Below are 24,473 nucleotides of genomic sequence, written 5' to 3' on the forward strand. Positions count from 1 at the left end.
TTAATACTATGGCTATTCTACAAATTGGTGCAGGCGGCGTTGGTTGGGTTGTTGCACACAAAGCAGCACAAAATAACGAAGTACTGGGTGATATCACAATCGCTTCTCGCACAATCGCGAAGTGTGAAAAAATCATCGAATCGATTAAAGGTAAAAACAACCTTAAAGATTCAACTAAAAAACTAGAAGCTCGCGCAGTAAACGCTGACGATGTTGATGCACTTGTTACTCTGATTAACGAAGTGAAACCAGACCTAGTAATCAACGCTGGTCCTCCTTGGGTAAACATGGCGATCATGGAAGCGTGTTACCAAGCAAAAGTATCTTACCTAGATACATCGGTAGCGGTTGACCTATGTTCTGAAGGCCAACAAGTACCACAAGCTTACGATTGGCAGTGGGGTTACCGTGAGAAGTTTGCTGAAGCAGGCATCACAGGTATTCTTGGTGCGGGTTTCGATCCAGGTGTGGTTTCAGTATTTGCAGCGCACGCGGTTAAGCACTTGTTCGATGAAATCGATACGATCGACGTAATGGACGTAAACGCAGGCGATCATGGTAAGAAGTTTGCGACAAACTTTGACCCAGAAACGAACATGCTTGAGATCCAAGGTGATTCTTTCTACTGGGAAAATGAAGAGTGGAAACAAGTACCTTGCCACTCTCGTATGCTTGAGTTTGATTTCCCTAACTGTGGTTCTCACAAAGTTTACTCAATGGCGCACGATGAAGTTCGTTCAATGAAGGAATTCATCCCAGCTAAGCGTATCGAATTCTGGATGGGCTTTGGTGATGCTTACCTGAACTACTTCAACTGCATGCGTGATATCGGTCTTCTGAGCCCAGATCCGCTAACACTGCACGATGGCACTGTTGTTCAACCTCTACATGTTCTTAAAGCTCTATTGCCAGACCCAACGTCTTTGGCTCCGGGTTACACAGGTTTAACGTGTATCGGTACTTGGGTTCAAGGTAAGAAAGATGGCAAAGAGCGCAGCGTATTCATCTACAATAACGCAGACCACGAAGTGGCTTACGAAGACGTAGAACACCAAGCGATCTCTTACACAACCGGTGTTCCAGCAATTACTGCTGCACTTCAGTTCTTCCGTGGTGAATGGGCTGATAAAGGCGTGTTCAACATGGAACAGCTAAACCCAGACCCGTTCCTAGCAACCATGCCTGAAATCGGTCTAGACTGGCACGTTCAAGAGCTAGAACCTGGGCAAGGTCTACCTCTAATCCATACTTTGAAGTAATTTTGGCTCTTTGCCCTCGTTGCGTTGCCCTAGCGACAAGGTCAAAGCTCTGCGAATTCAATTCAAAGTCATATGAATGACGAGAACGTATAACTACAAGCCGATGCATTAGCGTCGGCTTTGTTCGATTATCATGTGCCTTCGTGAACTCGAGGGCCGCAAGGTATTAACATGCAAAACAACGAACTAAAAACGCCTTATTTCATGATCAACGAAGACAAGTTGATTGCGAATCTAGAGAAAGCGAAGCAGCTGAAAGAGATTTCAGGTGTGAAGCTAGTATTGGCACTGAAGTGTTTCTCTACATGGGGTGTGTTTGACATCATCAAGCCTTACCTCGATGGCACGACAAGCTCTGGCCCGTACGAAGTAAAACTTGGTCATGAAACCTTTGGCGGTGAAACGCACGCTTACAGTGTGGGTTACAGCGAAGATGACGTGAGAGAAGTTGCGGATATTTGCGACAAGATGATCTTCAACTCGCAAAGCCAATTCGAAGCTTACCGTCATATTGTTGAAGGTAAAGCCTCGCTGGGTTTACGTCTAAATCCGGGCGTAAGCTACGCAGGACAAGACTTAGCAAACCCTGCGCGTCAATTCTCGCGTTTGGGCGTACAAGCTGACCATATCAAGCCTGAAATCTTTGATGAGATTAATGGCGTGATGTTCCACATGAACTGTGAGAACAAAGACGTCGATGCCTTTATTGGTTTGCTTGATTCAATCTCAGAACAGTTTGGGGATCACCTAGATAAGTTAGATTGGGTGAGCATGGGCGGCGGCGTGTTCTTCACATGGCCGGGCTACGACATCGAGAAACTTGGTCTTGCGCTAAAAGCCTTCTCTGAAAGACACGGCGTGCAGATGTACCTTGAGCCGGGTGAAGCTATCATCACTAAAACGACAGATTTAGTTGTGACAGTGGTTGATATTGTTGAGAACGTGAAGAAAACGGCGATTGTGGATTCAGCTACCGAGGCTCACCGCCTTGACACGCTTATCTACAACGAGCCTGCATCGGTATTAGAAGCGTCTGAAAACGGAAGTCATGACTACGTGATTGGTTCGTGTTCATGTCTGGCGGGCGATCAGTTTTGTGAAACAAGCTTTGACGAGCCGCTGAAAATAGGTCAAAAGCTTCACCTATTGGATAGTGCAGGTTACACCATGGTGAAACTGAACTGGTTCAATGGTCTGAAAATGCCATCAATCTACTGCGAACGCAGCAGTGGTGAAGTTCAGAAGCTAAATGAATTCGGCTATGAAGACTTCAAACGCTCATTATCACAATGGTCGATTAAGTAACTGAACATTGCATTAGAACAAAAGAGCAGCCGATGAGCTGCTCTTTTGTTCTGTACAGTGATAAACCTAATTAAATGTTTTCACTAAGCGAACAAGAGGATGTGGAATATCATCTGGGTCTGTAATGACTTCTAAAGCTTCTTCAAAATCAATAATTAAACCATCATAGTCACTGTTGATTTTATGAGCGTCAGGAGTATTAGTCCAATATGGTTCGTTGGTTGTAGTCGGGAAGTGTGTCAGGTTGATTGCTGGTCTAGTACAGCTATAGTCAACGATTGAACTTAACTCTTTGATATTAGGCAACCTAAAACCAACCTGACCTGCGATAGTGGTCAGATTCGAATCTTCAGTTGCGATAAGTGCATCCTGCCAATTTTGATATTTAATCGCGGTACCATCACATGTGTCATTGGATTGATTGTAGATTTCGCCTAGGTTGCATTTTGACCAAAGCAAATTAGTCGTTACGTCGAGTAATGTCCCATCTTTACGGTCAATAAATTGCCCGTCTTGGTGAGAGGGAGTTTGAGTTTGCACGCAGGTTTGCGCGATGGCATTTGCACTTAACAGAGAGGCAATTACACCTAAGCATAGTTTTAGTTTCATTACTCAATACCTCCACTTACAGCCACAATTCCTGTTGAGCCTGCGATGTTTTTATTACAAAGCTCAAGCTCTCCATTTTGAGAGTCGATACATCTAGCACTACCATCTTGTTTAACAGAGCTAGAGTGCGTGAAGAGTCGGTCTCCAAGATTAGGAAAGAAATCAATGGCTCCTACTGGTGCAGTGCCGACATTGAAGTTGATAAATGAACGAGCTTCAACAGGTGAAGGTAAGCGCCAATCTGTAATACCGCAAATAGAGCGACTGTTTAGACTACTAATATAACTACTTGTATTACAGTAGTTACTTCCTGAACCATCGTTAATGTATGCACATTGAGAAGAGATCGGGCCGACGCTGTACAATAGATCATTGCGTGCTCCTGCATAGCCACCATTGGTTGTATTATCAGAGTCGTGCCAAGTATATGTGTACGAAGCGCTTCGCCATGAGCTTGATTGACTGTCCCATGGATAAGGGTGGGCATCAGGGTTGTCTTTATGGTTCTTAACCCAGGTATCGACCGCGGACTGACTCGGCAGTGCTACCGGATCTTGTTTTGCTTCAATATATAATCCGGTATGCTCATCTTTAACACAGCGCCAATCAGTAGAGCTAGGTATTAGAGGGTTCCCGTGAGCATCTAGCTTGGTGTAGCGGAAGCCATATCCCCCATCCGAATGTTCACTTCCATTTGTGACATCTAAACCAAAATCGGCATCTTGATTTGGATGTGATACTGGAGGAGTGACGCTGTCGTAGTCTGTTCCATCAAAATAAGTGACATACCCAGTATCATTAAAACTTTTCTGCCCCGGAATATAGAACGCGAGAGTGTTTTTACTCGAATCGATAGTCGCGTTACCAACGGAAGCTATCGTGTAGATTACCGATTCGCCACCTTCATCGAAGCTATCATCACGAGCAGAAAAAGTGATATTTGTTGATAGGGTTTCTGCTGGCAATTTAAGAGTTAACTCTGATATATCAACAGTAAAGTCCTCAGGCGCGGCAATACCAGTTTGAGTTAAGGTAAGTGTTACATCTTGAGATGTGTAATGACTCAAAACAGCTTGTTGAATAATGCTGTCACCTTCTACAACGGTACTTAAGTCGTTACTAAAACTAACTGTTGGTTGAGTATCGCTATCATCAATGGTTACTACAGTTCGTTCGTTTGAAAGAGTGTAATTTGTACTGTTATCTGCGCTAATAGAGTAATGAAGTGTTTTACTGCCCTCATACAGATTATTGTGTATAAGGTTTAGTGGTAGAGCTGCGCTGGTTACACCTGCCGCAATTTTGACGTTTTGACTTGATATAGCATCGTAGTTTTTGAAGGTGCCATTAGAGTGAGTTGTCACGTCACTAGTTAAGATAGTTAAGGTGAGTTCTTGAGCTAATGCTTCGGAAAGAGAAACGGTAATGGATTCTGTTTTCGACCCTGATTGTGGTTCAGAAAATGAGACACTACTTGGGATGCTAAGCGTAATAGGAGAAGATGACGTACTTGAAGTTGTTCCCGTAGTCGTTGTTCCACTATCGTTATTTTCATGACCACTTTTGCAACCGCTAAACAGTGTCGTAAGAAGGATTGCTGAGATGACATTGAGCTGCCAACTCGACCTTTTTCTTTCCATGTGTGAACCTAAGCTACTAAATTATATAAGATATCTATCGTATCAAAAAAATTATATAAATGCTTAATTTCATATGCTGTCGCTATGTATTTTAGGTGTTTTGATGGTTTTTTTTTGTAAGTAATGTAAGAGAGGTCTTATTTATTAGGTGACCTCCCAACGATCAAGGTATCGTCAGGAGGTAAGTTAAATTAGCTTTCAATCATCACACGAGTGTCTTCACTGAGTGTTTCGAGTTCATTAACTACATCATCGATTTGAACTTCGATTGGCAGCTTAACCGCTATTTTTGAAGTGAATAGGCTTGAGCTTACACCACCGCCGCCTGCAATGAAGACTCGGTGACAGTCCATGTCTAGAATACTGATCCCTTGTCTATCTAATACATGTGTCACTTCATTGACGATACCTGCTCGGTCGTTAGAATCGAGTCTTAGGTGATGGATTGTGTCTTGGACATTATGCGTATGATCTGAATCGACAAATTGTACGATGAGATCTGGATTGGCGCTGAAAGCCTCTTTAACAATCGATTCGTTGATGGCTGGAAGTTGAACCTTGAGTACGCCTGCGACTTGGTCTTCAATAAAGTTCACTTTACTGATGAGCCATTTTCCGTCGTTTTCGTGAGTAACCGCAGCAAGCTGTTTGATTGTTGTTGGTGATGCTTTTCCGATAAAGTTTACGATAAATGTACTGTTCATATCAGCCCCCAAAGTTTCAATGATTTGTTGCGAATTAAATGTTTGATATCACGCGATAAAGTTCTTTAATTTCAGTGTAGAAGGTTACATCGAACAATGTTTGACCTACGTCAATTTTTGAAACTAAGCTGTGATGCAAAAAAAGAGAATGAAGAGTAGGGCACAAAAAAAAGCGGCTAGAGAGCCGCTTTTGGGATGAGTTGTCGTTTTTATTGGGAATGCAGTAACTTAAAACTTAGAGACTGAAAGCTGACTTAGAACGTTACTTTAAAGTTCATACCAACAAATTGAGAATCGTATCGTGCCCCAGCATCATAGGCGAATCGTGCTGCGTCTTGGTTATCCCACCAAGGGTTAGTATTCAGATTAACTTCTGCGTCACCGCCCCATGCATCACTTACCCAGTAGTGGATGTGACCAACAGGGTTTAGGAAGAATAGAGACACATCACCCATAGTTTGAGATCCCATCACTTCGCCACCTGAAGCAACGATGTCTTGCTCTGCTTCTAGCATCATTTCACCGACAACAGCACCAAAGAAAGGAGTGATAAAGAGGTCTTGCCATGAAGGTACTTCAGCAAACGCTTCTACGCCGTATTCCCAGAAGAACGTCGACATAGTCCAAGAGTATAAGAAAGACTCAAACTCATCGTAACCTGCGTGTCGAGCTGCAGTGTAGTAAACACCACCAAAATATGGGTGCATTACGTAGTTTAGGAAGTGTTCGTCACGGTCCCATACTGGGCCATCAGACACGTTATCTTTCCACTTTTTACCTAATGAGCTGATGTCACGTTGGTCATCATCCCACTTAGTGATACTTTCAGGTAGGAGAGTCATCAAACCCACCGTCGCGACACTCAGGCCAAGAATGGTGTAGGTTTGACCCATTAGGTAATCCCAATCCTTCTCCTGACTCACCAACAGGTGTTTTGGTTGTTGGATTGAGAAGTCGTACTCATCACTTGATTCGCTCAGTGCGTAATTGGTACTAGGCTTGTAGGTGTACAAGCTATCATTAACACAGTAATCTTGAGCACATTCATCCGAATAAGAAAGGTTGATTGGCTGGTCGAAGTCGTATTGGCTTGCAACCGAGTTAACTGACATTAGCATTGTAAATGCAGCAGTAACCTTTGCTAGTAACGGTGATTTGGCCACAAGGGTCTCCATGAGAAAGTTTGGAATTGATCAGGGTCACAATTATCTATTAAATGCCTGATTTAGGGAACTAATAATTTATAGCTTTTCCTAAGAAAACCTTAGGTTTAACATTATTAATATTAGTGAAAAGGCGGATTGCTCCAAATTCAACCATAGACCAGTTTGTAAATAATGCAGTGTCTTTTTATGACAACAAGGGATAGAAATATGACGAAAATCGCAATGTTAAGTACAGGTGAAGAAGTTCTTCATGGAGACATTGTAGATACAAACGCAGCTTGGATGTCTGGTGAGTTTTATCAGCATGGTTTTGCTCTTGCTAAGCGCTCAACTGTGGGTGATCAAATGAATGCTCTTGTTGAAGAACTGCTGATGCTGAGCTTTAACTATGATGTGGTTATCGTTAATGGTGGTCTAGGGCCGACAACCGATGATATGAGTGCAGCCGCCGCTGCAACTGCTTCAGAGCAGAAACTCGTCATGTTCCCTGAATGGCTGGCTCGTATGGAAGAGATGTTCTCAGGACGCGGTATGCCGATGCCTGACAGCAACCTTAAGCAAGCCTTGTTGCCAGCAAGCTCTGAGATTGTCGATAACCCTGTCGGTACTGCATGTGGCTTCAAGCTGAAAATCAACGATGCGACTTTCTATTTCACGCCGGGTGTACCGAGTGAGTTCAAACGTATGGTGACGTTTGAGATTCTTCCTGACTTGTCGCGTACCTACCCTCAAGTGGTTGCCTCTGAATGCAGTCGACTGTTTACGTTTGGTTTGTCTGAATCGGGTATCTCGGATGTGTTAGACCAGCTTAAGCTGCCAGAAGGTTATGAGTTGGGTTATCGCTCTTATTTGCCTTTCATTGAGGTCAAACTGTTTGGTCCTAAGGCAGACTTAGAAACTCGCGTTAAGCTTCTGCAAATGGTGTACAAGCTGCTAGAGAGTAACGTAGTCAGCGTTGATGAGCCGATGATTGACCATATTGGGCATATCATGGCAGAGAGAAAGAAAACCTTGTCTGTATCTGAAGTGTCGACCAAAGGTGCGCTTTCAGCTTGGCTACAATCGAATGAGCAGCTTGAAGATTGCTTTGGGCATTCTTGGGTGATGGCTGAACCCAAAGAGAGTGAGCTTGAAAAGAGCGATCCATTAGCCGCCACCTTTGCTCTGGCTGGCGCAACAAGAGAGAAGTGCGAAACCGAATTGGCTTTGGTGACTGGTAAGTTAGAAGGCAACACATTCAGCGTTGCATTGTCGACTGAAGCAGGCGAGTGGGGGCAGGTGCTTGAGTTTTATCGTCAGTACTCGCGTGAAGACCAACGCAACGTGATTAAGACCGTTGCCGCCGATATGCTGAGAAGGCATCTAGACAACAAACCGATGTTTGGTACTTACTCTTCGGTTAAGCGATTGAAAGACATGTTTATTCCAGCGGCTATCATTAAGTAACTATGTAAGCGAAATCGCAAAGTCTGTACTAAAAACGCTAGAAAAAACGCAATAAAAAGGCCCAACATCTAAATAGGTGTTGGGCCTTTTGTTTATCTAGCCTTCTAGATAACTAAACAAGCAGCGACTTTTACACGTAACTCATGTCTGTAAGAACTTGATTACAAACCGCTTGTCATATGTAAGCTGTAGAACAAACCACGGCCGATTAACTCTGAAGCCAAGAACAATACTAGTGCTAAGCCAAGGTTCACTGGGTTCACTTTTGCTTTGTTCAGCATAGGTAGAATCCAAATCAACAAGCTTGCCATTAGCAGTGCCACTTGAAGAATCACATAGCTACCTAAACCATCGACTAACTCAGACGCTTTTGCTGCTGAAGTTTGGATCTCACCGATTAGGTTCAGTTTTCCTACTGTTGCAAGCAAGCTGATAGCAACTGCGATAACAGCCAGCATGGTGATGTTACGGTCAACCGTAAAGCGGCTGTCGTTTGCGAACACAATCACGAACTGAGACAGCAGCAAGCCACCCACAACCATCGTCATGATGAAGCTTAGTGGTGTGTAGATGTTGTCCCATGTCGGTACTGTATTGATCATGTATACGTTGATCATCGCGTACATGAAGATAACACCCAGCACCATAGCGCCGACCACCAGTGCTTTTTGGATAGCTACGCCACCTTTCTTAACCACAGACAATAGCCATTGCAGGCCGCCTACTGCGAAGAATGCCGCACCGAAGAACACTTCGTTAGACAACCAAGCCGAGCCTAGTTGGTTAAAGGCATTAAACGCGCGCAGTGGAGAACCCAGGTGCGTTGTCGAGAACATGAAGCCAAGACCCATGAATGCCCACAGAATGAACATTGGAACCTTATAGCTGTTTAGTTTCTCTTCATCGTGACCAAGTACCAGTGCACGAGCACCAATCAGTAAGTAACCACCAACCGCAGTTTGCGCCAGCACCGTAAAGAAGATTAAAGACCACTCATGAAAAATCATCTTACACCTCCTTCGGGTTTGCTAGGTGACCACTGGTATCGCCAGTAGGCTTCGCGTTTTTGTTCAGCTTAATCACGATGTTTGGCAGTGTTTCGGTTGAAGATGGCAGTGGCGCCACATCTGCACCAGAGCCGTACTTCTCGCGAAGCGTATTGATTTCACCAAACTCCAATGCACGAAGTGGGCAAGACTCAACACAGATAGGCTGTTTGCCTTCTGAAACACGTTGGTAGCAACCATCGCACTTGGTCATGTGACCTTTCTTAGCATTGTATTGTGGTGCGCCGTAAGGACACGCATTGCTACAGTGCTGACAACCAATACACACACTTTCGTCAACCACAACCAAGCCGTCTTCATCACGTTTGTGCATTGCACCCGAAGGACACACTTTCACACACGCAGGGTTAGTACAGTGGTTACAAGCGATAGACAGGTAGTAAGAGAAAACATCTTTCTGAACCCAGGTATCGCCATCTTGAGTGAAGCCACCACCTGCGTATTCGTATACGCGACGGTAGTTCGTTTTGATGTCGAGATCGTTATAATCTTTACAAGCAAGCTGACAGGTTTTACAACCCGTGCATTTACTTGAATCAATGTAAAAGCCGTATTGTTTCATTCCAACCTACCTTATGCTTTCTTTAGCGCTTTGATTTGAACTAGGTTTGTATGCTGAGGGTTACCCTTAGCAAGTGGGCTCGGGCGCTGAGTGGTCAGCACGTTGATAGAGCCTGCATGGTCGATCTTCTGACCATCTGGTGCGTACCATGCACCTTCGCCTAGCGCGACAACTCGAGGAAGGATCCTTGGTGTCACTTTCGCTGGAATGTGTACTTCGCCACGGTCGTTGAAAATACTCACCATGTCGCCGTTTTCGATACCACGTTCTTTCGCATCAATTGGGTTGATCCACAACTCTTGCGGTGCTGCTGCTTTGATTTCTGCAACGTTGCCGTAAGTCGAGTGAGTACGAGCCTTATAGTGGAAACCAGTTAGCTGAAGTGGGTACTTCTCTGCTAATGGGTCGTTGTGGCCTTCAAAAGAATCGGCGTAAATCGGAAGAGGGTGAATCACTTCGTCTTCTTTCAATTTCCAAGTCTTCGCGATATCAGCCAGTTGCTCTGAGTAGATCTCGATCTTGCCACTTGGTGTGGTCAGTGGATTCGCTTCAGGATCTTTGCGGAAATCTTCGTAAGCGATGTAGTGGTGGTCATAGCTACGTTTGTAGATACCCAGCTCTTTCATCTCTTCGAAGGTTGGCAGTGTTGGATCGTTCTTACGAGTTTCAGCGTAAAGATGCTCAATCCATTGCTCTTGAGTACGGCCTTCTGTGAATTCTTTTTCTACGCCCATGCGTTTCGCCAGTTGAGAACACATCTCGTAGATAGATTTCGCTTCGAACTGAGGCTCGATCGCTTTTTGCGCGTAGATGAAGTAAGGCATGTTCGATGCTTTACCATCCATACACCAGTCGTCTTGCTCTGACGTCGTTAAGTCTGGCAGGATGATATCGGCGTATTTCGCAGAAGAAGTCATATGGTTATCAACCACGACAATCATTTCACACGCACTTTCATCTTGAAGAATCGCGTGAGTCTTGTTGATGTCTGAGTGTTGGTTGATGATGCAGTTACCTGCATAGTTCCAGATCATCTTGATTGGGTTTTTAAGGCGCTCTGCACCGCGAACACCATCAGTGATGTCGGTCATTTCATGGTGACGGTAAATCGCATCTGTCCACATGAACATTGAAATTGACGTTTCAACTGGGTTTGGCACAGTAGGGAAGCGAACAAACGGAATGTTGATGTCACTTTCACGAGCACCTGTTGAACCACCTGATACACCCACAGAACCAGTGAGTAGCGACAGCATCGCGATTGCACGACAAGCTAGTTCACCGTTCGCTGTACGTTGTAGGCCCCAACCTTGGTGGATTGCACATGGTTTTGCTGTGCCCATTTCACGGCCAAGCTTAACGATAGTATCAACTGGAATGCCTGTGATCTTAGAGGCCCATTCAGGTGTCTTCTCTACGCCATCTTCACCTAAACCTAAGATGTAAGATTTGTAGTCGCTGTTTTTAGGCGCTGATGCAGGCAGAGTCTTCTCGTCGTAACCTACGCAGTATTTGTCTAGGAACGGTTGGTCGACAAGGTCTTCAGTGATCATCACGTGTGCAAGACCTGCTACCAATGCAGCATCAGTTGAAGGACGAATTGGAATCCATTGATCTTCACGACCACCTGCAGTATCGGTGTAGCGAGGGTCGATGATGATCGTTCTTGCGTTCGATTTGTTTTTGCTTTCTACGTAGTGGTGGATCAGACCGCCGCCAGACATACGAGTCTCAGCAGGGTTGTTACCAAATTGGATATTAAGCTTTGTGTTCTCTAGGTCAGAGAAAGAGTTGTTGTTTGCCCAACCACCGTAGGTGTAGCTCAAGCCTTTCGCGATTTGCGCTGTTGAGTAGTCACCGTAATGGTTTAGGTAACCACCACTTAGGTTCATTAGACGAGCAATCAGCGTTTGTGCTGGTGGCCAAGATTTAGTAACCGTACCGCCAAGGGTGCCTGTACCATAGTTTAGGTAGATAGTGTCGTTACCGTAGTCTTTGATCAGGCGTTGCATAGTACCAGCGACTTCATCATAAGCCTCTTCCCAGCTAATGCGTTTAAATTTGCCTTCACCACGTTTACCAACACGTTTCATTGGGTATTTCAGGCGATCTGGGTTGTAAACACGGCGGCGCATAGAGCGACCACGTAGACACGCACGAACTTGGTGATGACCATATTCGTCAGTACCTGTGTTGTCTGTTTCTACGTATTTGATTTCACCGTTTTGTACATGCATACGTAAAGGGCAGCGAGAGCCACAGTTTACAGTACATGCACTCCATACGATTTTCTCATCCACATTCTCAGCAACTGCAGCCGCTACTGGTTTGGATTTGAAAGGTAAAGCGATACCGCCCGCGAGTGCGGCTGCACTACCTACCGCAGAAGAAGCTTTCATGAAGCCTCTTCGAGTAAGGTTCATTACCCCAGATTCTTTCTTATTCGTCATTCTAAGATGCCTATTGTTATTGATGTATAGCACTTTATAGGTAGTTTTGTGTTTGTCTTTTAATATTTAAATATTGATTGATAGGTATCAAATAAGTATGAAATTTAAATCTTATGAATTGAATGTATAAATTAGATCAAAGAATGGAATGGTTTAATTAATATAATTATCTTTAAAACCTATTACGGTATAAATAATAATGATTATCGATACGCACAAACTGTTGGGTTCGCTATTTTATAAAGCGATAAATAAAGAACAGTTGTTAACCATTGTCGAAGCCTTGGTTGAGAGTGAAGTTCTATCAGAAGAATGTCTGCTGGCACTGAGAAGTGAGCAGGAAATCGCCTTGTCTGCGGAATTTAGTCGCTTGTTTGAAGGCGTTGGAGACATGCCAGCTCCACCTTGGGGCTCTGTATACCTAGATAAAGACCGTGTTGTATTCGGCGCGTCGACTGTGGAATATCGCCAATTCTTAGAATTGAATCAAATTGAGTTAGACACTGGATTAAGAGAGCCAGAGGATCAGTTTGGTTTAATGCTATTCGCCCATGCATATTTGTTAGAAAATAATAATATCAATTCAGCTAATGAATTACTTGAGTGTCATTTATTACCTTGGTCTTCTATTTATTTGGATAAATTAAATACAGCATCAGATTTATCATTTTATAAGCAGCTATCAAGTGATGTAATAGATTGGTTTAAGTATTTAACATCTGAATATAATTTAAACGTTGCTACTAAAAAGTTATATATCGACTAATGTCTGAACAAATAAATTCAAATAGACGCGGTTTCTTAACTCGACTTTCTAAACCGGTTAAAGCAGCCGCGAATTACGAAGAGATCTCACAGCGCTTGCATTCAAGACCGCCAAGAGCGGTTGATGAGGTGCTGTTTGAGCGTCTTTGCGAAGGTTGTGGGCTGTGTGAGCAAGCGTGTCCGAATAGCGTTATTGAGATGCTAGAGGGAAGTGCACTGCTGAATTTGGATTACAACAGTTGTTCTATGTGTAACAAATGCACTGAAGTGTGTACGACTGGCGCACTTCATCCAACGGTCACACCTTATATCGACCTCAAGCCAAGCTTTGCCGATACCTGTAACAATTACATGCAAATGGATTGCTCAGCATGCCAAACTGCGTGTTCAGCAGGTGCGCTACACATCGAAGTAGGAGAGCTGCCTACAGTGGATAAAGATAAGTGTAATGGTTGTGGAGAGTGCCGAAGCGCTTGTTATATTGGCTCGGTGACTCTAAACCTGACTCAGCAATAAACGTTTGGTTAGGTGGTTGAGAACTTAAGACACGAATAGAAAAAGGGTCCGCATTCCTAAAGGAAGCGGACCCTTTTTAATTCTTATTGACGATATTCGAACAAGGTGACTTAAAGCCAGTTGGCTTATGCGCGTTTTTGCTTGCTTCTATGAATAACGTTACTCAGCGATAGCTCAGTCTTCGCTTTACAGATACAAGGCAATATTTCATTACCTTGCGTGTAAGCCATAGCAAAACCAACGTACTCGACCTCACCAGAATCCAACGTGCAGCGGCAAGCGCCACAGTGGCCATCTCGGCAGTTGTATTCTGGCTCTAACCCAGCTTGTTCCATTGATTCCAACAGAGTGTTTGAAGGGTTAGATTCAATTGAAGTCAGCTTGTTGATTTTGATTGTTGGCATTACAGCTCAAATCCTTCAAAGTCGTCAGCTTTTACTTCGTTGTCGATCTGACCAACTAGGTAAGAACTGATTTCTGCTTCTTGTGGAGCAACTTGCACGTTGTCTGAAGACAACCAAGCGTTAATCCATGGAATTGGGTTCGATGTTGCTTCTGGGTAAGCGGTACCTAGACCAACAGCCTGCATACGAATATTGGTAATGTACTCAACGTATTGGCAAAGAATGTCTTTATTCAGACCAATCATAGAGCCGTCTTTGAATAGGTACTCTGCCCACTCTTTTTCTTGCTCAGCCGCTTCTTTGAATAGGTCGAAACATTCTTGTTTACACTCTTCAGCGATCTGCATGAATTCGAAATCATCTTGACCGTTGCGTAACAAGTTGATCATGTGCTGCGTACCAGTAAGGTGAAGTGCTTCATCACGAGCGATTAGCTTGATGATCTTCGCGTTACCTTCCATTAGCTCACGCTCAGCGAATGCAAATGAACATGCGAAACTTACGTAGAAACGAATCGCTTCTAGTGCGTTTACAGACATTAGACATAGGTAAAGTTTCTTCTTCAGATCGTGAAGTGAAATCTTAACGTCTTCGCCGTTGATGCTGTGGTTGCCTTCACCGTAGCGGTGGTAGTCAGCCGTCAGCTTGATTAGGTCGTCGTAGTAGAAAGCGATGTCTTTAGCACGCTTCAGGATCTCTTCGTTTTCAACGATGTCGTCGAATACTACGCCTGGATCATTCACGATGTTACGAATGATGTGCGTGTAAGAACGAGAGTGAATCGTTTCTGAGAAAGACCATGTCTCAATCCAAGTTTCTACTTCAGGTAGTGATACCAATGGAAGTAGGGCAACGTTAGGGCTGCGACCTTGGATAGAATCTAGAAGCGTTTGGTACTTCAAGTTAGAGATGAAGATGTGCTTTTCATGCTCAGGAAGCTTGTTGTAGTCGATACGGTCGCTAGACACGTCTACTTCTTCTGGTCGCCAGAAGAAAGAAAGCTGCTTCTCGATAAGCTTTTCGAAGATTTCGAATTTTTGTTGGTCGTAACGTGCAACGTTTACCGACTGACCCAAGAACATTGGTTCTTTTAGTTGGTCATTTTTTTGCTGAGAAAAAGTACTGTAAGCCATAAATGCCTCAAATCCTTTAAAGACCCGTAATAAAACGGACCCTGTTAATGCTTTAAACCCAGAGAAGATAACTCTTCTCTGGGGTCTTAATGTTTATTGCGGTTTAGATCTTACAACCGCCGCCTTCACAATCTTCTTCCGGCACTTGAACTGCATCGCCTTGGTCGTCTTTAGCACCATCACGAGTGTTATGGTAGTAAAGCGTCTTAACACCGTACTTGTACGCTGTTAGTAGGTCTTGAAGCAGCTTCTTCATTGGTACTTTACCGCTGTCGTAAACACTTGGGTCATAGTTAGTGTTTGCAGAGATAGCTTGGTCAACGAATTTTTGCATGATACCTACTAGGTGTAGGTAACCGTCGTTAGAACCAATGTTCCAAAGTAGCTGGTAGTTTTCTTTTAGATTTAGGAAATCTGGAACAACTTGCTTCAGGATGCCGTCTTTCGATGCTTTCACTGATACGTAACCACGTGGTGGCTCGATACCGTTAGTCGCGTTCGAGATTTGAGACGATGTCTCAGAAGGCATAAGCGCTGTTAGCGTAGAGTTACGCAGACCGTGCTCCATGATCTCTTCACGTAGAGAATCCCAATCGTAGTGCAATGGCTCTTCACATACTAAGTCGATATCTTTCTTGTAAGTATCGATTGGCAGTAGGCCTTTCGCGTAGTTGGTCTCGTGGAAAGATGGGCAACGACCTTGCTCTTTCGCTAGTTCAACAGATGCTTTTAGCAAGTGGTATTGAATCGCTTCAAAAGTACGGTGAGTCAGGCCATTGGCGCTGCCATCAGAGTACTTAACACCATTCTTCGCTAGGTAGTATGCGTAGTTGATTACACCCACACCTAGAGTACGACGGTTCATTGTCGACTTGTATGCGGCTGGAAGCGGGTAGTCTTGGTAATCAAGAAGTGCATCTAGTGCACGAACAACCAGTTCAGAAAGCTCTGCTAGGTCGTCTAGTTCATTGATTGCGCCAAGGTTGAATGCTGAAAGCGTACAAAGTGCAATTTCGCCTTCGTCATCTTCTACGTTAGAAAGCGGCTTAGTTGGTAGCGCGATTTCTAGACATAGGTTCGATTGACGAACAGGTGCAACTTCAGAATCAAACGGGCTGTGTGTATTACAGTGGTCAACGTTCTGAATGTAGATACGACCAGTAGAAGCACGCTCTTGCATTAGCAGAGAGAACAGCTCAACAGCTTTTACTGTTTCACGCTTTACTGATGGATCGTTTTCGAACTTAACGTATAGCTCTTCAAAACGGTCTTGGTTTTCGAAGAACGCATCGTAAAGGCCAGGTACGTCAGAAGGTGAGAACAGGCTGATGTTGCCACCTTGAACAAGACGAGAGTACATAAGCTTGTTCAGCTGTACGCCGTAGTCCATGTGACGAACACGGTTCTCTTCAACGCCGCGGTTGTTTTTCAGTACTAATAGAGACTGAACTTCACCGTGCCATAGTGGGTAGAACACTGTTGCTGCGCCACCACGAACACCACCTTGAGAACAACATTTTACTGCTGTTTGGAAGTATTTGTAGAAAGGGATACAGCCAGTGTGGAACGCTTCACCATTACGGATTTCAGAACCAAGCGCACGGATACGACCTGCGTTGATACCAATACCAGCACGTTGAGATACGTAACGAACAATTGAGCTTGCTGTTGCGTTGATAGAATCAAGGCTGTCACCACACTCGATCAGTACACAAGAACTGAATTGACGAGTAGGCGTACGTACACCAGACATGATCGGTGTAGGTAGAGAAATCTTAAACGTAGACGATGCGTCGTAAAAACGTTTGATGTAGTCAAGACGAGTCGATTTCGGGTACTTAGCGAATAAACACGCAGCAACTAAAATGTAAAGGAACTGAGCACTCTCGTAGATTTCTTTCGTTACACGGTTTTGCACGAAGTATTTACCTTCGAGCTGCTTAACCGCTGCGTAAGAGAAGTCTAAGTCACGTTTGTGGTCGATGTACTCGTCAAGCTCGTCAAACTCAGCTTTCGTGTAGTCTTCCATAAGGTGGCTATCGTATTTACCCATATCAACCAGTTTTGCAACGTGGTCATACAGTGCCGGCGGCTCGTATTCGCCGTACGCTTTTTTACGTAGGTGGAATACAGACAGACGTGCTGCTAGATATTGGTAATCAGGAGTCTCTTCAGAGATTAAATCCGCTGCCGACTTGATGATAGTCTCATGAATGTCAGTAGTGGTGATGCCATCGTAAAACTGAATGTGAGCTTTCAATTCTACTTGTGATACAGAAACATTGTGCAAGCCTTCAGCTGCCCATGTAATCACGCGATGGATCTTCTCTAGATCGATCGTTTCTTTGCGCCCGTTACGCTTGGTAACAGTAAGTTGTTGGTTCATTCTGCTTAATTTCCCTAACAAAACTGAACAAGGCCGTGTTTTTGTGTATTTCTGTGTAACTTTTGTAAATTACGTTTCGGCTTTGTGATCTTGGTCTACCCATATATTGTAGTTCAAACACAACATATAGGGGTCATTTGTTTGTTGGGTTACAAGATAGTGCTACAACTGATATTTTTCAAGGTAAAGAAATTGGGTTGCTTGTGGATAAGTGGTGGATTGAAAAAAAACTGTAAGTGACCACTAACTGATGAGGTTAGATGTGACTTGATTGTATAAAAGTCGGCTTTTAATGATGCTTTATTTTTGCACGCCCATAAAAAAAAATCCCTTGATCTTTGACCAAAATAGGCGATGGATTTTGGGCGATTAAATTTAAATCGAGGTGGTCAAAATGGAAGCTAGCGCACGAAATTTAGACTGAAAAAAGTCGCAAACTTATGGTAATTGCAACTCTTTTCATTCGTCTTTTTTACAAAAGGTTTTACGGTAGGGCTACCGATATTTTTTAGCCGAAGTTTTGCGTGTGGACGATGTAGTTTACGTCTACATTTGTGCCTAAACGGTAAGTGTCCGTAAGAGGGTTGTAGTGCAGTCCTGTAATCCCTAATTCTTGCAGCGGCGTGTTATCAACCATCTTGATAAGTTCAGCAGGGCGAATGAATTTCTCGTGTTCATGAGTGCCTTCAGGAACAATCTTCAATAGCTTCTCTGCACCAACAATCGCAAACAAGTAAGATTTGAAGTTACGGTTCAATGTAGAAAAGAACACGTGGCCGCCCGGTTTCACCAATTTCGAACAGGCAGTGATAACAGATTGCGGATCAGGAACGTGTTCAAGCATTTCCATGCACGTTACCACATCGTACGTCTGTGGGTTCTGGTCTGCGTGGTCTTCGATAGTGCTCTGGATGTAATCGAGCTTGGTGCCAGTTTCCAATGCGTGAAGGCGCGCTACTTCTAGCGGCTCTTTACCCATGTCTAGGCCAGTCACTATCGCACCTTCAACCGCCATGCTTTCTGCAAGAATACCGCCGCCGCAGCCAACATCGAGGACTTTCTTGCCAAACAGGCCTTCCGTCTTCTCTAACACGTAATTTAGGCGCAGTGGGTTGATTTGATGTAGCGGCTTAAATTCGCCTTCTAGATCCCACCAGCGTGACGCCATGTCTTCGAATTTCTTTATTTCTGCTGGGTCTACGTTCTGTGATTTAGTCATAATCGGCATTTCCAAGTTAAATAATGCATCCATGAAATTGCAGGCATTATAACTTGCCTTTTAGCGCTGACCAGAAGATCTACAATTTTGCTAGTTTATTGGATGTAAAGTGACCATGTTTCAGCAAGATATGATGCGGAGGTGCAATTTCTCATCAATTGATTGGCTACAAGGGTCACAAGATGGTAAAAGGAGAGGGAAAGTGATGCCTCCGTAGGTAAATTTGTGTTATATTTTTCGGTCTTATACGTATTCAAAAATACGATCTGACTATAGAGGGAAAATGGCTCTATGAGCGATCTAGCGAAAGAGATCACGCCCGTAAATATTGAAGATGAGCTTAGAGGTTCATACCTAGACTACGCGATGTCCGTCATCGTTGGTCGTGCCCTTCCAGATGTGCGTGATGGCCTAAAACCAGTACACCGCCGCGTTTTGTTCGCGATGAATGTACTAGGTAATGATTGGAACAAACCATATAAAAAGTCTGCTCGTGTAGTAGGTGATGTAATCGGTAAATACCACCCGCATGGTGATAGTGCTGTATACGATACAATTGTTCGTATGGCGCAACCGTTCTCACTGCGTTACATGCTAGTTGATGGCCAAGGTAACTTTGGTTCTATCGATGGCGACTCCGCGGCTGCAATGCGTTATACCGAAGTTCGTATGGCGAAAATTGCGCACGAGCTACTGGCTGACCTTGATAAGGAAACTGTGGATTACGTACCGAACTACGATGGTACAGAACAAATTCCAGCAGTACTTCCTACAAAAATTCCTAACCTATTGGTAAACGGTGCTTCTGGTATCGCAGTAGGTATGGCTACCAACATTCCACCACATAACCTTGGTGAAGTTGTTGATGGCTGTTTGGCTTACATCAATAATGAAGAGATCACTATTGATGAGCTAATGGACTACATTCCTGGTCCTGACTTCCCAACAGCAGCACTTATCAGTGGTCGTAAAGGCATCGTTGATGCTTATAAGACTGGCCGCGGTAAGGTTTACATGCGTTCAAAAGCGGATATCGAAGTAGAGAAGAATGGTAAAGAAACCATTATCGTTACTGAGATCCCTTACCAAGTAAACAAAGCTCGTTTGATCGAGAAGATTGCTGAACTGGTTAAAGATAAGAAAGTAGAAGGCATCAGTGCACTGCGTGACGAATCTGATAAAGATGGTATGCGTATTGTTATTGAATGTAAGCGTGATGCAGTAGGCGAAGTGGTTCTAAACAACCTATACGCTCAAACTCAACTGCAAACGACTTTCGGTATCAACATGGTTGCGTTGAACAACGGTCAACCACAGTTGTTCAACATCAAAGACATGCTTAAGTGCTTCGTAGACCACCGTCGCGAAGTTGTTACACGTCGTACTATCTTCGAACTGAAGAAAGCGCGCGATCGTGCACACATCCTTGAAGCGTTGTCTCTAGCACTTGCTAACATCGACGAAATCATTGAGCTTATTCGTAACGCTCCAACACCAGCTGAAGCAAAAGCTGGCTTAGTTGCACGCGGTTGGGATCTTGGTAACGTTGCTTCAATGCTTGAGCGTGCTGGTACTGATGCGGCTCGTCCTGATTGGTTGGAAGACCAATACGGCATCCGCGATGGCCAATACTTCCTAACGGAAACACAAGCACAAGCTATTCTAGAACTTCGTCTTCACCGCCTAACTGGCCTTGAGCACGAGAAGATTCTAGACGAGTACAAAGCACTTCTAGAAGAAATCGCTGAGCTAATGCACATCCTTGCAAGCACTGAGCGTTTGATGGAAGTTATCCGCGAAGAACTTGAAGCGGTACGTGAAATCTATGGCGACGAGCGTCGTACAGAAATCACAGCTGCAGTTCATGACATCGACATGGAAGAGCTGATTGCTCAAGAAGACGTTGTAGTAACGCTTTCTAACGCAGGTTACGTTAAGTACCAAATCCTAAGCGACTACGAATCTCAACGTCGTGGTGGTAAAGGTAAGAGTGCAACTAAGATGAAAGATGAGGATTACATTGAGCGTCTGCTTGTTGCTAATACTCACGATAACATCCTATGTTTCTCTACTCGTGGTAAGACATACCGTCTGAAAGTTTACCAACTACCATTAGCAAGTCGTACTGCTCGTGGTAAGCCTATCGTGAACATTCTTCCTCTAGAAGAAGGTGAACGTATTACGGCTATCCTGCCTGTTTCTGAGTTCTCTAACGAGAAATTCATCTTCATGGCAACAGGTGACGGTACAGTTAAGAAGACATCTCTGGATCAATTCGCAAACGTACGTGCTAACGGCCTAATCGCAGTTAACCTACGTGACGACGATTCACTGATTGGCGTTGACATCACTAACGGTGATAGCGACATCATGCTGTTCTCTAAATCGGGCAAAGTTGTTCGCTTTAACGAGGACAAAGTACGCGCAATGGGCCGTACTGCCTCTGGTGTTCGTGGTATGAAGCTTCCAGAAGACGATCAAGTGGTTTCACTGATTGTTCCTTCTAACGAAGGCGATATCCTAACTGTGACTCAAAATGGTTACGGTAAGCGTACTGAGCTAGCAGAATACCCAACGAAAGGCCGTGCAACGCAAGGTGTAGTATCTATCAAAGTCTCTGAACGTAACGGCCCAGTTGTTGGCGCTGTTCAAGTTGAAGAAGGCGATGAAATGATGATGATCACCGACGCAGGTACACTAGTACGTACTCGCGTAGCGGAAGTAAGCCAAGTTGGTCGTAACACTCAAGGTGTAACACTGATTCGTACTGCTGAAGACGAGAATGTTGTAGGTCTACAACGTATCGACGAAGTAGAAGAAGCTGAGATTGTAGAAGGCGAAGCTGAAGAAGCAAATGCTGAAACTATCAACGCTGAAGTTGCTGAATCAAGTGAAGAGCAAGCATCAGATGCTTCTGACTCTGAAAGTGATAGCGAGCAAGACACTGAGTAATCTCGATTACGTTAAGTAATTAAGCTTACCATTGAAAAAACCGAGCCTAAGTGCTCGGTTTTTTATTGTCTGCTCGTTTATTCTGATTGGCGTAAATCCTAATAGCTAAGTCTCGATCAATATTGCCTGATTGGGAAAGTGGTAAACTTAAAGGGTTGATAAAGGAGTGTGGAATGGACATCTGGTTGTTGGTTGCGTTAGTACTAATTAGCCTGTTTTTGATCGTGGTCGTTATTGCCGCGAGCGACAATGGTAGTCATCTAAAAGGCAATGTGGTGATTTCCCTTACTGCAGTGGCTCTGAGTGTGCTTGTCTGGTCTCAAATGAAACAGGACACACCCCAACTTCCTTTGGATGATAGCAATGGTTACACGGCAACAGATTTCGAAGGTGAGCTTCAACAAAGCCTCAAACAAGATCCGAATCAATCCGATTTGTGGTTTAAGCTGGGTGGTGTGTATATGCAGAAAGGGGAGTTTGATGCAGCGTTCACCTGTTATGACTACGCGATTCGGTTGGATCCTCAAGCACCATCGGGCCTTTATGCGGCCAAAGCAACCGCACTTTATTACCTCAGCTCTCAAGCTATGAGTGATGAAGTGAATGCGTTATTGGATCACTCAATGGAGCTTGATCCCAATGATCGTACGGCATTGATGCTGATTGCGACCGATCATTTCATCAGCATGCGCTATCAACAAGCGATTGATGCGTGGACTCAAATCCTCGACTCCAATCAAAAGGGGATTGATCGCGTTTCGATTATTCACTCGATCAACCAAGCCAAACAGATGATCCGCTAAGCTTGGTCAATAGGCTGTTCTTCCTGATTAGCTTTTGAAGCTATTTGTCTTTGAAACGATTAGCCTTTGAAACGACTTACCTTTGAAGCGTTTAGCCTCTAAAGCCATTAATCTCTCAAGCTATTGGCTTTCTTGCATTTCTATTAACCCACCTGCGTTGTGGATTTGAGTAAATCCTTGAGCTCGCAAGAATTGATAGGCTTGTCCTGAACGATTACCACTGCGGCAATACAAAACGATCGGTTGGTCTTTATCTATCTTGGCGAAGTGAGTAGCGACTTCAGAAAGAGGGTAGTTGATGGCGTTGTCCAGATGCCCTTGTTCGAACTCTGCAGGTGTTCTGACATCAACCACTAATGCGCCTTTCTCTATTAATTCCCACCCTGTCTCAGCACGCTCAGAGGCGTAAACGCCTGAACTGAGTAGTGCGATACATAATGCTGAAAGTGAAAGTAAGGTTTTCATTATATATTCCTTGAATTGGCGAGTGGATTGGGGAGGAGATATTAATGTGTATTGCCCCAAACCTAAAAAACCAGCCACACAATAATAGTGTGACTGGTTTTTACGTAATGGTCTAATTGAAGAAACTAGTATTCGTAGCTGGCTTCACGCTTTTCAGCTTGCTCTTCCCATTTAGGAACAACTGTGTCTAAGAAGTGTTGTTTTTCAGCGTTCATCTTATCCATGTCCATTCCAAGCGCTTTTTGAGCCGCCTCTTTGGTTGAGATGTCTGGAATCTCGATTGGATCAGTGATGCCTTTCTTCGCCAGTAGACGAACAATCTTAGTACGAGCATCGGCTGCGCGGTCAACGGCAGTGCCTAGCACTTCTAGAGCGATTTCAGGTGCATGCATATGAACGCCGTGAGATGCAATAGCGTAGTCCCAACGCCATTGAGCGTGACGGATATCCAGTAGGATAGGCTCCATCTCTTGCTCTGTCGCACCTGCTTCCCATGCCGCGCCTGCTTCAAAGTGAGCGGCAACGATTTGTTTCTCAGCGGTCAGCTTCATGTTTAGCACTTGAGCTTTACGGCTTGAAACGATGTTACGCATGGTTTCTTTAGATTGAGTGTGACAGTTTGCACACGTATCTTCGAAGCGGTCGAATGGGTTACCCACTTTATGGTCGGTATAAACGGTGCCATCTTCTTTGGTCACTTTCGGCATATGACAGTCAACACAAGCAACTTTGTTTTTGCCGTGAATGCCTTCACGCCACGTTTCATAGCCAGGGTGCTGTGCTTTTAGCATTGGCGCTTTAGATACTTTGTGCGTCCAATCTTTAAAGCCGATTCCATCGTAATACTCTTCCATTTGCTCAACACGAGTCCCTTTGTCCCAAGGGAATTTCACGCCTTTTGTTGGCCCTGTGAAGTAGTATTCCACATGACATTGAGCACAAACGGAAGCTTGTTGATCTAAGCGACCTTGGTCTTCAAACTTCTTACCAATCGCATCGAACGCACGTTCAACATAAGGACGCGTCACCTTCAGTGCTGGCTCACCATTTTTAAAGCCTTCGCTTTGGGTATCGTGACAGTCGGCACAGCCAATAGGGTTCACAATCTCGTTGCCAAGACGTGCCCATTTACCTTCAAAGTAACCGTCTTCACCACGCTCTTCGATAACGCGTGCTACGTCTGGGCTTTTACAGCTCCAGCACGCCATTGGCATAGGGCCAGAGTTTTCGTCCGTTGGGCCGCCAGTACGAAGTGTTTGTCGTACATCGTCAATCGCATAAAAGTGACCACGTGCCTTGTTGTAATCTTTTGCGAAGCCGTAGCCAGCCCACATGATAACCATGTTGGGATCTTCTTTTAGTGCGTCTTCAATGGTTTCGCTTTCTGAAGTCTGTCTCCATGAATGATATTGATCTGGGTGGTTTTGCTCGAACTGGTCGTTACGAGGGTCGCCAATTTCTTTTTGTTCAGACGCAGCAAAACTGGTTGCGCTTGCTAGTGATGCGCTAACCATTAATAGTGCTGTGACCGAATTACGTATCCAATGCTTTTTCACAGTGATATCTCCAATATACTGATTCTTATACCAAGCGTTGTGAGTTTGCTATTCAAATTAAGAACT

At 44.3% G+C, this 24,473-nt stretch carries 20 protein-coding genes; 7 read left to right on the top strand and 13 right to left on the bottom strand.

The annotated features are described in order from the left end of the window. Positions 1-8 precede the first annotated feature (8 nt). Both BCV39_RS22295 and nspC read left to right on the top strand, forming a co-directional pair. Positions 9-1,259 carry a carboxynorspermidine synthase gene (locus BCV39_RS22295; RefSeq protein WP_019820628.1) on the top strand — a complete coding sequence of 417 codons (1,251 nt, stop codon included), beginning with the start codon at positions 9-11 and terminating at the stop codon, positions 1,257-1,259. Positions 1,260-1,430: 171 nt separating this feature from the next. Beyond that, complete coding sequence (nspC, locus tag BCV39_RS22300; protein ID WP_048664720.1) at positions 1,431-2,564, top strand: carboxynorspermidine decarboxylase; 1,134 nt, start codon at positions 1,431-1,433, stop codon at positions 2,562-2,564. Between the two features lie 66 nt (positions 2,565-2,630). Here nspC and BCV39_RS22305 read toward each other — a convergent pair whose 3' ends face one another. The 4 genes from BCV39_RS22305 to BCV39_RS22320 form a co-directional block, all read right to left on the bottom strand. Next, the gene (locus BCV39_RS22305; RefSeq protein ID WP_102432891.1) at positions 2,631-3,173 is read right to left on the bottom strand and encodes a DUF1566 domain-containing protein; all 543 of its coding nucleotides are present in this window, start codon (positions 3,171-3,173) and stop codon (positions 2,631-2,633) included. Next, entirely contained in the window at positions 3,173-4,813 is a 1,641-nt protein-coding gene (locus BCV39_RS22310) for a DUF1566 domain-containing protein (protein ID WP_102432890.1), read from the bottom strand. Before BCV39_RS22310 ends, BCV39_RS22305 begins: the two co-directional genes overlap by 1 nt. A gap of 191 nt (positions 4,814-5,004) precedes the next feature. Then, positions 5,005-5,517, bottom strand: coding sequence for an ACT domain-containing protein (locus BCV39_RS22315; protein WP_019820630.1), 513 nt, complete (start codon positions 5,515-5,517; stop codon positions 5,005-5,007). A 254-nt stretch (positions 5,518-5,771) separates the two neighbouring features. Beyond that, positions 5,772-6,680: a DUF3943 domain-containing protein gene (locus BCV39_RS22320; protein WP_102432889.1), complete on the bottom strand. Its 909-nt coding sequence runs from the start codon at positions 6,678-6,680 to the stop codon at positions 5,772-5,774. Positions 6,681-6,890: 210 nt separating this feature from the next. Here BCV39_RS22320 and BCV39_RS22325 point away from each other — a divergent pair, with 210 nt between their 5' ends. Continuing rightward, positions 6,891-8,129 (top strand): CinA family nicotinamide mononucleotide deamidase-related protein, encoded by a 1,239-nt coding sequence (locus BCV39_RS22325; protein WP_102432888.1) that lies wholly within the window; start codon positions 6,891-6,893, stop codon positions 8,127-8,129. 161 nt (positions 8,130-8,290) lie between these two features. Here the strand turns inward: BCV39_RS22325 and BCV39_RS22330 are convergent, their stop codons facing one another. From BCV39_RS22330 to BCV39_RS22340, 3 genes are read right to left on the bottom strand one after another with little or no spacing between them, the layout of a single operon-like run. Next, positions 8,291-9,136: a DmsC/YnfH family molybdoenzyme membrane anchor subunit gene (locus BCV39_RS22330; protein WP_102432887.1), complete on the bottom strand. Its 846-nt coding sequence runs from the start codon at positions 9,134-9,136 to the stop codon at positions 8,291-8,293. A 1-nt stretch (position 9,137) separates the two neighbouring features. Further along, positions 9,138-9,758, bottom strand: coding sequence for a DMSO/selenate family reductase complex B subunit (locus tag BCV39_RS22335; protein ID WP_004733360.1), 621 nt, complete (start codon positions 9,756-9,758; stop codon positions 9,138-9,140). A gap of 11 nt (positions 9,759-9,769) precedes the next feature. Beyond that, positions 9,770-12,208, bottom strand: coding sequence for a DmsA/YnfE/YnfF family dimethyl sulfoxide reductase (locus BCV39_RS22340; RefSeq protein WP_048659585.1), 2,439 nt, complete (start codon positions 12,206-12,208; stop codon positions 9,770-9,772). Between the two features lie 199 nt (positions 12,209-12,407). On the opposite strand from BCV39_RS22340, the gene BCV39_RS22345 reads away from it, so the two are divergent. Beyond that, the gene (locus BCV39_RS22345) at positions 12,408-12,974 is read left to right on the top strand and encodes a molecular chaperone TorD family protein (protein WP_102460947.1); all 567 of its coding nucleotides are present in this window, start codon (positions 12,408-12,410) and stop codon (positions 12,972-12,974) included. Further along, positions 12,974-13,489, top strand: a complete 516-nt coding sequence (gene napF / locus BCV39_RS22350) for a ferredoxin-type protein NapF (protein ID WP_102431256.1) — start codon at positions 12,974-12,976, stop codon at positions 13,487-13,489. Before BCV39_RS22345 ends, napF begins: the two co-directional genes overlap by 1 nt. A 125-nt stretch (positions 13,490-13,614) precedes the next feature. Here the strand turns inward: napF and yfaE are convergent, their stop codons facing one another. The 4 genes from yfaE to ubiG all read right to left on the bottom strand — a co-directional run bounded on the left by yfaE (position 13,615) and on the right by ubiG (position 18,664). After that, complete coding sequence (gene yfaE / locus BCV39_RS22355) at positions 13,615-13,893, bottom strand: class I ribonucleotide reductase maintenance protein YfaE (RefSeq protein ID WP_048664729.1); 279 nt, start codon at positions 13,891-13,893, stop codon at positions 13,615-13,617. Continuing rightward, positions 13,893-15,026: a class Ia ribonucleoside-diphosphate reductase subunit beta gene (gene nrdB, locus BCV39_RS22360; protein ID WP_048664730.1), complete on the bottom strand. Its 1,134-nt coding sequence runs from the start codon at positions 15,024-15,026 to the stop codon at positions 13,893-13,895. Before nrdB ends, yfaE begins: the two co-directional genes overlap by 1 nt. A gap of 103 nt (positions 15,027-15,129) precedes the next feature. Next, positions 15,130-17,412 carry a class 1a ribonucleoside-diphosphate reductase subunit alpha gene (gene nrdA, locus BCV39_RS22365; RefSeq protein ID WP_102431255.1) on the bottom strand — a complete coding sequence of 761 codons (2,283 nt, stop codon included), beginning with the start codon at positions 17,410-17,412 and terminating at the stop codon, positions 15,130-15,132. A gap of 508 nt (positions 17,413-17,920) precedes the next feature. Further along, on the bottom strand, positions 17,921-18,664 hold the full coding sequence (gene ubiG / locus BCV39_RS22370) for a bifunctional 2-polyprenyl-6-hydroxyphenol methylase/3-demethylubiquinol 3-O-methyltransferase UbiG (RefSeq protein WP_019821739.1): 744 nt from the start codon (positions 18,662-18,664) through the stop codon (positions 17,921-17,923). Between the two features lie 258 nt (positions 18,665-18,922). On the opposite strand from ubiG, the gene gyrA reads away from it, so the two are divergent. After that, entirely contained in the window at positions 18,923-21,583 is a 2,661-nt protein-coding gene (gene gyrA / locus BCV39_RS22375) for a DNA topoisomerase (ATP-hydrolyzing) subunit A (protein ID WP_102431254.1), read from the top strand. A gap of 173 nt (positions 21,584-21,756) precedes the next feature. Then, positions 21,757-22,386, top strand: a complete 630-nt coding sequence (locus BCV39_RS22380; protein ID WP_102431253.1) for a tetratricopeptide repeat protein — start codon at positions 21,757-21,759, stop codon at positions 22,384-22,386. 120 nt (positions 22,387-22,506) lie between these two features. Here the strand turns inward: BCV39_RS22380 and BCV39_RS22385 are convergent, their stop codons facing one another. Both BCV39_RS22385 and nrfA read right to left on the bottom strand, forming a co-directional pair. Then, positions 22,507-22,851: a rhodanese-like domain-containing protein gene (locus tag BCV39_RS22385; protein WP_102431252.1), complete on the bottom strand. Its 345-nt coding sequence runs from the start codon at positions 22,849-22,851 to the stop codon at positions 22,507-22,509. 125 nt (positions 22,852-22,976) lie between these two features. Continuing rightward, entirely contained in the window at positions 22,977-24,407 is a 1,431-nt protein-coding gene (nrfA, locus tag BCV39_RS22390; protein ID WP_170960826.1) for an ammonia-forming nitrite reductase cytochrome c552 subunit, read from the bottom strand. Between the last annotated feature and the right edge of the window lie 66 nt (positions 24,408-24,473).

It is taken from the genome of Vibrio sp. 10N.286.55.E10 (genome assembly GCF_002872555.1).
GTDB classification, from domain to species: Bacteria; Pseudomonadota; Gammaproteobacteria; order Enterobacterales; family Vibrionaceae; genus Vibrio; species Vibrio crassostreae.